The following is a 9,805-nucleotide window of genomic DNA, read 5'->3' as shown; positions in this document are numbered from 1 at the left end:
AGATCTCCAGACAAATGGAGATCAAATGTGGGAGCGGGCTTGCTCGCGAATGCAATCTGTCAGTTGATGTATCCGGCGACTGATACACCGCATTCGCGAGCAAGCCCGCTCCCACATAAGTCCGCGTCCACAGTGGGATCGCATTTCAATTGTCGGCCTGCTTGGCCGGCGGCAAGGTGAACCCCGACACCGAGCGGCGCAACTGGCTGGCCATCTTCGCCAAGTTGCCGATGCTCTCGGCGGTAGCGGTCGAACCCGACGACGTCTGGCTGGTGATCTGCTGGATCACGTTCATGGTCAGGGAAATCTGCCCCGCCGACGAGGTCTGTTGCTGCGCTGCATTGGAGATGCTCTGGATCAGCGCCGCCAGGGTTTTCGACACGCCTTCGATCTCTTCCAGGGCCACGCCGGCGTCTTGCGCCAGCCGTGCGCCGCGCACCACTTCGGTGGTGGTCTGTTCCATGGAGATGACCGCTTCGTTGGTGTCGGCCTGGATCGCGCGCACCAGGGTTTCGATCTGCCGCGTCGCGGCCGATGAGCGTTCGGCCAGGCGTTGCACTTCATCGGCAACCACGGCAAAACCGCGCCCGGCATCCCCGGCCATGCTGGCCTGGATCGCGGCGTTGAGGGCAAGGATGTTGGTCTGGTCGGCGATGTCGTCGATCAGGCTGACGATGTCGCCAATCTCCTGGGACGACTCGCCCAGGCGCTTGATGCGCTTGGCGGTGTCCTGGATCTGCTCGCGAATGTTGTCCATGCCGTGGATGGTGTTGTGCACCACCTCGTTGCCCTTGTTGGCGATCTCCACCGAGCGCTCCGCCACCGCCGAGGATTCGGCGGCGTTGGCCGACACCTGGTCGATAGATTGCGCCATCTGGTTGATCGCGGTGGACGCTTCGGCAATCTGCTGGGCCTGATGCTCCGAGGCCTGGGCCAGGTGCATGGCGGTGGCCTGGGTGTCCTGCACCGCGCCAGCAACCTGGCCGGCGGTGAGGTTGATGGTGGCGACCAGATCGCGCAGTTGGTCCACGGAATAGTTGATCGAATCGGCGATGGTGCCGGTGAAGTCTTCGGTCACCGAGGCGGTCACGGTGAGGTCGCCGTCGGCGAGGTCTTCGATTTCATCCAGCAGGCGCATGATCGCGTTCTGGTTGCGTTCGTTCTTCTCGGCGGTTTCGTGCAACTGGCGGTTGGTTTCACGCACCATCACCAGGCCGATCAGGATGATCGAGGCCAGCGCCAGCAAACCCAGGACGTAGCCGCCGATGGTGTCGAAGGTGCGCCCGCTGGCGAGGTTTTCAAACCCGGTGGCCAGGTGCGAGGCTTCATCGAGCAGGGTTTGCGAGAGGTTGAAGATATTGCTCGCCGAGGCGCGCACCTGGAACAGTTGCGGCGAGGTTTCGAGGATTTCATCCACGGAGCCGGAGACAAACTCGAACAGCTCCGAGATCTCCGCCAGACGCGCGCGGGCGTCGCGGTCTTCGACCTGGGTGATGCGCAGCCCGGCGTTGCCCTGGAGCATGCCGTTGAGCACCTGGCCGAAGCGGTTGGCGTCGCGGCCAAAGGCGTCGGCGGCCTGCACGGCGGTTTCGTCGCCGGCCAGCACGGTGTTGACCGCGCCGAGGATGCGCTCGGCCAGCAACGATTGGCGCTGGGCCAACGCCACCTGGCTGGCCGGGGCGCCGCGTTGCAGGAGGATATCGACGACCTTTTCCGATTCCATCTGCAATTGCGGCACGGTTTCGGCGAGGGTCGCGGCCACCTGGTGCAGGGACAGTACGGTCTGTTCGCTGGCAAGGATCGCGTCGGTGTTTTTCAGCAGCGCTTCCCAGTCGGTCTGCACCGCGCGCATCTCGGCGCGTACCGCACTGGGTGCGGCGGGCAGGCCGGTTTGCGGGTCGCCTTTTTTCAGGTAGCCCCAGCGCTGGGCGAAGTCGTTGCGCGCCTCGCCGAGCAGTTTGAACGCGGCCGCTTTGCCGGCTGCGGCTTCGGTGGCGTTCTTGGCGATGCGTTGGGACAACACGCGCAATTCACCGGCGTGGCCGATGTACTGCTTGTCGTAGGTGGACTGGGTGTTGAGGTAGGCGAAGTTGGCGAACAGCAGCATGATAAACACGATCAGCGCGATAAACAGCACGATGATCTGTGAGCGGCTGCGCGAGCCGGCCTGGGGTTTGGGCGTGGTAGCGGTGGTCATGCGGCGACATCCATGAAGCCAGGGGCCTGGGCCAGAGCGAAGGGGCTGAAGACCTGCCACAGCTGATCGCCGTCGAACTGGCCCTGGATAAACGGCGCGCCGGCGCTGGCGTTCGCCAACAGCGCGTCTTGTGCGAAATGCTGCATACCCACCACCTCGTCCACCAACAGCCCGACAAACAGGTCGTTGTATTCCACCACCAGCACGCGCCGTTGCTTGCGCGCCTTGGACAGCGCCTGGCCGAGGAACCCACCCAGGTCCATCACCGGCAGCAAACGCCCACGCAGGTTAGCCACACCCTTGACCCAGGCCTTGACCCCGGGCATTAAAGTGCAACGCGGCTCATGCAGGACTTCGGCAACTTCGCCCATCGGCGCGACAAACCAATGCGCTCCCACGCGAAACCCGATCCCGCTCCAACCCTGCTGGCGGGTTTCCTGGGACGGCAGGTCGGCGGCCAGCAAGCGGCAGCGGCGGTCGATGTCCAGCAACAGCTCGAAGGCGGTTTGCGACTCGGTCATGATCGCCTGCCGTCAGCCGGCCAGCACCGAGTTCAGGGTCTTGATCAGGGTCTCTTCTTCGACCGGCTTGGTCAGGTAGTCCCGAGCGCCCTGGCGGGTGCCCCAGACCTTGTCGGTTTCCTGGTCCTTGGTGGTGATGATGATCACCGGGATGTGGCTGGTTTCGGCATCCTTGGTCAACTGGCGTGTGGCCTGGAAGCCGTTCAGCCCTGGCATCACGATATCCATCAACACCGCGTCGGGCTTCTGGTCACGGGCCAGGGCCACGCCATCGGCGCCGTTCTCGGCCTTGAGGACCTGGTGGCCATGCTTCTCCAGCATGCTGGTCAATTTGTACATTTCGGTCGGCGAATCGTCGACGATCAGAACACGTGCCATGGTTTTCCCCACTACATTGGTGGACGCCGGCCCTTGTGGGGCGGTGTCAGTGTGCTTGTTCTACTGCGGCGAAGGCAGGCACGTAGGCCTTGATCGCACCCAGCAGTTCTTCCTTGCTGAACGGCTTGGTCAAAAACTGATCGACACCGACGATACGCCCCTTGGCCTTGTCGAACAGGCCGTCCTTGGAGGACAGCATGATCACCGGGATCGACTTGAACGCCGGGTTGTTCTTCACCAGGGCGCAGGTCTGATAGCCATCCAGGCGCGGCATCATGATGTCGACAAAGATAATGTGCGGGTGATGATCAACAATCCGCGCCAGGGCATCGAAACCGTCGATGGCCGTGATGACCTCGCACCCTGCGTTCTTCAACAGGGTTTCGGCGGTGCGGCGGATCGTCTTTGAATCGTCGATCACCATCACTCTCAAGGCGTTGGAATGCTGTTCCATATCTGCTCTACCATCGCCACAGCGAATCGGTTTTCGGTGTGTACTGCCTGATGTTGCACAGGATGAGCGCCGCAAGCCTTGGAATTCAAGGGCTGCTGCGCCGTGGCAGTCTTTTTAGCACAGTCTCCGGGCGCAATCTATCGAGCAACCGGCCAGGTGGTTTTTCCTTGACCCACAACAGCCGCAGCGCCACTCTGACGCCACTTTTATGCGCCCTAATTTGCTAGAGGAAATCCCCCATGAGCGTTCGCGTCGGCATTGTCATGGACCCTATCGCCAGCATTTCCTATAAAAAGGACAGCTCGCTGGCCATGCTCCTGGCCGCCCAGGCCCGCGGCTGGACCCTGTTCTATATGGAACAGCGCGACCTGTACCAGGGCGACGGCGAGGCCCGCGCACGCATGCGCCCGCTGCAGGTGTTTGCCAACCCGGAGAAGTGGTTCGAACTGCAGGACGAAGTCGACAGCCCGCTGAGCGACCTCGACGTGATCCTGATGCGCAAGGACCCGCCGTTCGACATGGAGTTCGTCTACTCCACCTACCTGCTGGAGCAGGCCGAACGCGCTGGCGTGCTGATCGTCAACAAGCCGCAGAGCCTGCGCGACTGCAATGAAAAGCTGTTCGCCACGCTGTTCCCACAATGCACGCCGCCGACCGTGGTCAGCCGCCGCGCCGACGTGCTGCGTGAATTTGCCGCCAAGCACGGTGATGTGATCCTCAAGCCGCTGGACGGCATGGGCGGCACCTCGATCTTCCGTCACCGCGCCGGCGACCCGAACCTGTCGGTGATCCTCGAAACCCTGACTGCCCTGGGCACCCAGCAGATCATGGGCCAGGCCTACCTTCCAGCGATCAAGGACGGCGACAAGCGCATCCTGATGATCGACGGCGAGCCGGTGGATTACTGCCTGGCGCGCATCCCGGCAGCCGGCGAGACTCGGGGCAACCTGGCGGCCGGTGGCCGTGGTGAAGCGCGGCCGTTGTCGGACAAGGATCGCTGGATTGCTGCGCAAGTGGGTCCGACCCTGCGGGAAAAGGGACTGCTGTTTGTAGGCCTGGACGTGATCGGTGAGCACCTGACCGAAATCAACGTCACCAGCCCGACCTGCATCCGCGAGATCGACAACGCGTTCGGCACCAATATCGGCGAAATGCTGATGGCCGCCATCGAGCGCAAGCTACAAGCCAAGTGACATAGAACAGCCGGACACAAACCAACATTGCGTTATCATGCGCCACCTGTGAAACGCGCGATGTTGGTTCCTTTGTCATGACACTCCCGTCCGATCTGCCCCCCGAACTCTCCCACAGCGGCGTGCGCCCGGCTGATCGGCTCGGATTTACCCTCTTTCTCGCGGCGTTGATTCACCTGGCCCTGCTCCTTGGCGTGGGCTTCACGATGGTCGAGCCCAAGCAGATCACCCGCACCCTGGAAATCACCCTCGCCACGTTCAAGAGCGAAAAGGCGCCCGAAAAAGCCGACTTTCTCGCCCAGGACAACCAGCAAGGCAGCGGCACCCTGGACAAGAAAGCGGTGCCCAAGACCACCGAAGTGGCGCCGTTCCAGGACAACAAGGTGAATAAGGTCACCCCGCCACCGACGCCCAAGCCCGAGGTCAAGCAGGCTGCACCCAAGGCCACTGTGACCACCGTGGCCCCCAAGCCGCAAAAAGCCCCGACCCAGCCGGAAAAAGCCAAGACCGAGCCAAAACCCGAGCCCGCCAAACCGGCGCCGACTTTCGACAGCTCGCAGTTGTCCGACCAGATCTCCAGCCTCGAAGCCGAACTGGCCAACGAACAACAGCTCTATGCCAAGCGCCCGCGCATCTACCGCCTGAACGCGGCCTCGACCATGCGCGACAAGGGCGCCTGGTATAAGGACGAGTGGCGCAAGAAGGTCGAGCGCATCGGCAACCTCAACTACCCGGACGAAGCCCGGCGCCAGCAGATCTATGGCAATTTGCGCTTGCTGGTGTCGATCAACCGCGATGGTTCGTTATATGAAGTGCAGGTGCTGGAGTCGTCCGGCCAACCGCTGCTGGACCAGGCCGCCCAACGCATCGTGCGCCTGGCCGCACCGTTTGCGCCGTTTACCGGCGACTTGAACGACATCGACCGCCTGGAAATCATCCGCACCTGGAAGTTCGCCAAAGGCGACCGCCTCTCCAGCAACTGACTGCCGACAGATCGTTCCCACGCTCTGCGTGGTAACGCCCCCCCGGACGCTCCGCGTCCCGCTACAAAGGCGTGACGCAGAGCGTCACAGGATGCATTCCCACGCAGAGCGTGGGAATGATCTTCCAACGCGCGGCTTGTCAGTTCGCCCCTCCAACGCCACACTAGCGGACATGAAAAACGTCAGCCCGACCTACCTCAAGCACCAATTCCTGATCGCCATGCCCCACATGGCCGACCCGAACTTTGCGCAGACCTTGACCTACATCGTCGAGCACACGGCCAATGGTGCCATGGGGTTGGTGGTGAACCGCCCGCAAGACCTGAACCTGGCGGATATTCTTGAGCAACTGCGCCCCGAGATCGACCCGCCGGCCCGTTGCCAGCATGTGCCGATCTACATCGGCGGGCCGGTGCAGACCGATCGCGGCTTTGTGCTGCACCCCACCGGGCGGAAGTTCCAGGCCACGGTAGACCTTGACGGCGTGTCGCTGTCCACCTCCCAGGACGTGCTGTTCGCCATCGCCGACGGCGTCGGCCCCGAGCAAAGCGTGATCACCCTCGGTTATGCCGGCTGGGAAGCCGGGCAACTGGAAGCGGAACTGGCCAGCAACGCCTGGCTGAGCTGCCCGTTTGACGCCGATATCCTGTTCAACACCCCCGTCGAACTGCGCCTGGAGGCAGCGGCCGCCAAGCTGCGCGTCAACCTCAACCTGCTGACCAGCCAGGCGGGGCACGCCTGATGGCTTTGCGTTTGATCCTCGGGTTCGACTACGGCACCAAACAGATCGGCGTAGCGGTCGGCCAGGTCATCACCGGCCAGGCCCGCGAGCTGTGCACCCTGAAAGCCCAGAACGGCATACCCGACTGGAACCAGGTCGAAGCCCTGATCAAGGAGTGGAAGCCCGACGCCGTGGTGGTCGGCCTGCCCCTGAACATGGACGGCACCCCCAGCGACATGTGCCTGCGCGCCGAAAAATTCGCCCGACGCCTCAATGGCCGCTACAACCTGCCCTTCTATACCCACGATGAACGCCTCACCACCTTTGAAGCCAAAGGAGAACGCAAAGGCCGTGGCGGGCAGAAGGGCAGTTACCGCGACAACCCCGTCGACGCCATCGCCGCCGCCTTGCTGCTGCAAGGTTGGCTGGATGAAAACACCGCTTTATTTGAATCCTGACTGACGCGGCTTGCCGCGTCTTTTTACGTTTGAGCCCAGACCTTGCCTGCGCCAAGGCCTTGAAGGAGCCACCATGAGCTTGCCGAACCCTGCCGAACTGATCAGCCAGATGGCCACAAGCCTCACGGCCCATCTGCAACACCGCGCCATCAGCGAGCCACGCTTCATCGGCATTCGCACCGGCGGTGTGTGGGTCGCCCAGGCATTGCTGGAAGAACTGGGCAGCGATTCGCCCCTGGGCACCCTGGACGTGTCCTTCTACCGCGACGACTTCAGCCAGAACGGCCTGCACCCGCAAGTACGCCCGTCGGCCCTGCCGTTCGAAATCGAAGGCCAACACCTGGTGCTGATCGACGACGTGCTGATGAGCGGGCGCACGATCCGCGCCGCCATGAACGAACTGTTCGACTACGGCCGCCCGGCCAGCGTGACGCTGGTGTGCCTGCTGGACCTGGACGCTGGCGAATTGCCGATCAGCCCGGATGTGGTCGGCGCCACGCTGTCGCTTGCCCCCCACCAGCGGGTAAAATTGTCCGGTCCCACGCCGCTCGAACTCGAACTGCAAGACCTCGCCCTTTAAACCCCTTGTAAAGAGTCCCCGCGATGACGCCTCTAGATGCCAAGCGCCCGCTGCAGCTCAATGCTCAGGGTCAGTTGCAACACTTTTTGTCCCTCGACGGTTTGCCCCGCGAACTGCTCACCGAAATCCTCGACACCGCCGACTCGTTCCTCGAAGTCGGTGGCCGCGCGGTGAAGAAGGTCCCGCTGCTGCGCGGCAAGACCATCTGCAATGTGTTCTTCGAGAACTCCACCCGCACCCGCACCACCTTTGAACTGGCGGCCCAACGGCTGTCGGCCGACGTGATCACGCTGAACGTGTCCACCTCGTCGGCCAGCAAGGGCGAAACCCTGCTCGACACCCTGCGCAACCTCGAAGCCATGGCTGCCGACATGTTTGTGGTACGCCACGGCGACTCCGGCGCCGCGCACTTCATCGCCGAGCACGTGTGCCCGCAGGTGGCGATCATCAACGGCGGCGATGGCCGTCACGCCCACCCGACCCAGGGCATGCTCGACATGCTCACCATCCGTCGGCACAAGGGCAGCTTTGAAAACCTTTCGGTGGCCATCGTCGGCGACATCCTGCACTCGCGGGTCGCACGCTCGAACATGCTCGCCCTGAAAACCCTGGGTTGCCCGGACATCCGCGTGATCGCGCCAAAAACCCTGCTGCCGGTGGGTATCGAGCAGTACGGCGTGAAGGTCTACACCGACATGGCTGAAGGCCTCAAGGATGTGGACGTAGTGATCATGCTGCGCCTGCAACGCGAGCGCATGTCCGGTGGCCTGCTGCCAAGCGAAGGCGAGTTCTACCGTCTGTTCGGCCTGACCACCGCACGTTTGGCCGGCGCCAAGCCGGATGCCATCGTGATGCACCCGGGCCCGATCAACCGTGGCGTGGAGATTGAGTCGGCGGTGGCCGACGGTCCGCAATCGGTGATCTTGAACCAGGTCACCTACGGCATCGCCATCCGCATGGCCGTGCTGTCCATGGCCATGAGCGGGCAAACCGCGCAACGTCAATTCGAGCAGGAGAACGCCCAGTGAAGCTCAGCATCCTCGGCGCCCGCGTCATCGATCCGGCCAGTGGCCTGGATCAAGTTACCGATCTGCACCTGGAAGCCGGCAAGATCATCGCCATCGGCGCTGCGCCCGCAGGTTTCAACGCGCTTGAGACCATCGACGCCAAAGGCCTGGTGGCCGCGCCTGGCCTGGTGGACCTCAACGTCGCCCTGCGCGAGCCAGGCTACAGCCGCAAAGGCAGCATCATCAGCGAAACCCGCGCCGCAGCAGCCGGCGGCGTGACCAGCCTGTGCTGCCCGCCGCACACCAAGCCGATCCTCGACACCTCGGCGGTGACCGAGCTGATCCTCGACCGCGCCCGTGAAGCCGGCAATTGCAAAGTGTTCCCCATCGGTGCCCTGAGCAAAGGCCTGGAAGGCGAACAACTCGCCGAACTGATCGCCCTGCGCGACGCCGGTTGCGTGGCCTTCGGCAACGGCCTGGAAAGCTTTCGCAGCACCCGCACCCTGTGCCGCGCCCTGGAATACGCGGCCACCTTCGACCTGACGGTGATCTTCCACTCCCAGGACCGCGACCTGGCCGAAGGCGGCCTGGCCCATGAAGGCGCCGTGGCCAGCTTCCTCGGCCTGCCGGGCATCCCCGAGACCGCCGAGACCGTGGCCCTGGCCCGCGACCTGCTGCTGGTGGAACAAAGCGGCGTGCGCGCGCACTTCAGCCAACTGACCAGCGCCCGCGGTGTGGCCCTGATCGCCCAGGCCCAGGCCCGTGGCTTGCCGGTGACGGCGGATGTGGCGTTGTATCAGCTGATTCTGACGGACGAGGCGCTGATCGACTTCTCCAGCCTGTACCACGTGCAGCCACCGCTGCGCACCCGTGCAGACCGCGACGGTTTGCGGGCGGCGGTTAAATCCGGTGTGGTCTCGGCGATTTCCAGCCACCACCAGCCCCACGAACGGGATGCCAAGCTGGCGCCGTTTGGCGCGACAGAGCCGGGGATCAGCAGTGTTGAGCTGTTGTTGCCGTTGGCGATGACGTTGGTGGAAGAAGGTCTGCTGGACTTGCCGACGCTACTGGCACGTCTGAGCGCTGGCCCGGCCGAGGCGTTGCGCCTGCCAGCAGGCAAGCTGGCAGTGGGTGCGGCAGCGGACGTGGTGCTGTTTGACCCGGCCAGCTCCACCGTGGCGGGCGAGCATTGGCTGTCGAAGGGCGAAAACTGCCCTTTCATCGGCCATAGCCTGCCGGCGGCGGTGCGTTACACCCTGGTCGATGGCCGGATCACCTACCAGGCCTGACAAGTCCCACATTCAAATGTGATC

11 protein-coding genes are annotated in these 9,805 nt (G+C 63.5%); 7 read left to right on the top strand and 4 right to left on the bottom strand.

The genetic code is table 11. From position 1 onward, the window contains the following. Positions 1-145: 145 nt before the first annotated feature. Genes ACZRMO_RS07630 through pilG form a run of 4 tightly spaced genes read right to left on the bottom strand, consistent with a single transcriptional unit; the run spans position 146 to position 3,550 of the window. On the bottom strand, positions 146-2,197 hold the full coding sequence (locus ACZRMO_RS07630; RefSeq protein ID WP_463972422.1) for a methyl-accepting chemotaxis protein: 2,052 nt from the start codon (positions 2,195-2,197) through the stop codon (positions 146-148). Continuing rightward, entirely contained in the window at positions 2,194-2,718 is a 525-nt protein-coding gene (locus tag ACZRMO_RS07625) for a chemotaxis protein CheW (RefSeq protein WP_017739428.1), read from the bottom strand. The genes ACZRMO_RS07630 and ACZRMO_RS07625 overlap by 4 nt, the downstream gene beginning before the upstream one ends. A 12-nt stretch (positions 2,719-2,730) precedes the next feature. Beyond that, entirely contained in the window at positions 2,731-3,096 is a 366-nt protein-coding gene (gene pilH, locus ACZRMO_RS07620; RefSeq protein WP_124527300.1) for a twitching motility response regulator PilH, read from the bottom strand. Positions 3,097-3,142: 46 nt separating this feature from the next. After that, on the bottom strand, positions 3,143-3,550 hold the full coding sequence (gene pilG / locus ACZRMO_RS07615) for a twitching motility response regulator PilG (protein ID WP_026137140.1): 408 nt from the start codon (positions 3,548-3,550) through the stop codon (positions 3,143-3,145). A gap of 239 nt (positions 3,551-3,789) precedes the next feature. Between pilG and gshB the strand changes: the two genes are divergently transcribed. The 7 genes from gshB (at position 3,790) to ACZRMO_RS07580 (ending at position 9,781) form a co-directional block, all read left to right on the top strand. Beyond that, the gene (gene gshB / locus ACZRMO_RS07610) at positions 3,790-4,743 is read left to right on the top strand and encodes a glutathione synthase (RefSeq protein ID WP_448185884.1); all 954 of its coding nucleotides are present in this window, start codon (positions 3,790-3,792) and stop codon (positions 4,741-4,743) included. A 77-nt stretch (positions 4,744-4,820) separates the two neighbouring features. After that, positions 4,821-5,726 carry an energy transducer TonB gene (locus ACZRMO_RS07605; protein ID WP_463972421.1) on the top strand — a complete coding sequence of 302 codons (906 nt, stop codon included), beginning with the start codon at positions 4,821-4,823 and terminating at the stop codon, positions 5,724-5,726. Between the two features lie 172 nt (positions 5,727-5,898). After that, positions 5,899-6,468 (top strand): YqgE/AlgH family protein, encoded by a 570-nt coding sequence (locus tag ACZRMO_RS07600; protein ID WP_463972420.1) that lies wholly within the window; start codon positions 5,899-5,901, stop codon positions 6,466-6,468. Next, positions 6,468-6,905 (top strand): Holliday junction resolvase RuvX, encoded by a 438-nt coding sequence (gene ruvX, locus ACZRMO_RS07595; protein WP_463972419.1) that lies wholly within the window; start codon positions 6,468-6,470, stop codon positions 6,903-6,905. Before ACZRMO_RS07600 ends, ruvX begins: the two co-directional genes overlap by 1 nt. Positions 6,906-6,978: 73 nt before the next feature. Beyond that, entirely contained in the window at positions 6,979-7,485 is a 507-nt protein-coding gene (gene pyrR, locus ACZRMO_RS07590) for a bifunctional pyr operon transcriptional regulator/uracil phosphoribosyltransferase PyrR (protein ID WP_463972418.1), read from the top strand. A 23-nt stretch (positions 7,486-7,508) separates the two neighbouring features. After that, entirely contained in the window at positions 7,509-8,513 is a 1,005-nt protein-coding gene (locus ACZRMO_RS07585; protein WP_124527306.1) for an aspartate carbamoyltransferase catalytic subunit, read from the top strand. After that, positions 8,510-9,781: a dihydroorotase gene (locus tag ACZRMO_RS07580; protein ID WP_463972417.1), complete on the top strand. Its 1,272-nt coding sequence runs from the start codon at positions 8,510-8,512 to the stop codon at positions 9,779-9,781. The genes ACZRMO_RS07585 and ACZRMO_RS07580 overlap by 4 nt, the downstream gene beginning before the upstream one ends. Positions 9,782-9,805: the final 24 nt, after the last annotated feature.

It is taken from the genome of Pseudomonas sp. B611, from assembly GCF_055407965.1.
Note: the sequence above shows the minus strand (reverse complement) of the source record. Positions and strands in the feature narration are given on the sequence as shown.

Coding starts and splice junctions, on each gene's coding strand:
- ACZRMO_RS07625 (WP_017739428.1), bottom strand. CDS start 2,718: ATGACCGAGTCGCAAACCGCCTTCGAGCTGTTGCTGGACATCGACCGC.
- ACZRMO_RS07600 (WP_463972420.1), top strand. CDS start 5,899: ATGAAAAACGTCAGCCCGACCTACCTCAAGCACCAATTCCTGATCGCC.
- pilG (WP_026137140.1), bottom strand. CDS start 3,550: ATGGAACAGCATTCCAACGCCTTGAGAGTGATGGTGATCGACGATTCA.
- ACZRMO_RS07585 (WP_124527306.1), top strand. CDS start 7,509: ATGACGCCTCTAGATGCCAAGCGCCCGCTGCAGCTCAATGCTCAGGGT.
- gshB (WP_448185884.1), top strand. CDS start 3,790: ATGAGCGTTCGCGTCGGCATTGTCATGGACCCTATCGCCAGCATTTCC.
- ACZRMO_RS07630 (WP_463972422.1), bottom strand. CDS start 2,197: ATGACCACCGCTACCACGCCCAAACCCCAGGCCGGCTCGCGCAGCCGC.
- pyrR (WP_463972418.1), top strand. CDS start 6,979: ATGAGCTTGCCGAACCCTGCCGAACTGATCAGCCAGATGGCCACAAGC.
- ACZRMO_RS07605 (WP_463972421.1), top strand. CDS start 4,821: ATGACACTCCCGTCCGATCTGCCCCCCGAACTCTCCCACAGCGGCGTG.
- pilH (WP_124527300.1), bottom strand. CDS start 3,096: ATGGCACGTGTTCTGATCGTCGACGATTCGCCGACCGAAATGTACAAA.
- ruvX (WP_463972419.1), top strand. CDS start 6,468: ATGGCTTTGCGTTTGATCCTCGGGTTCGACTACGGCACCAAACAGATC.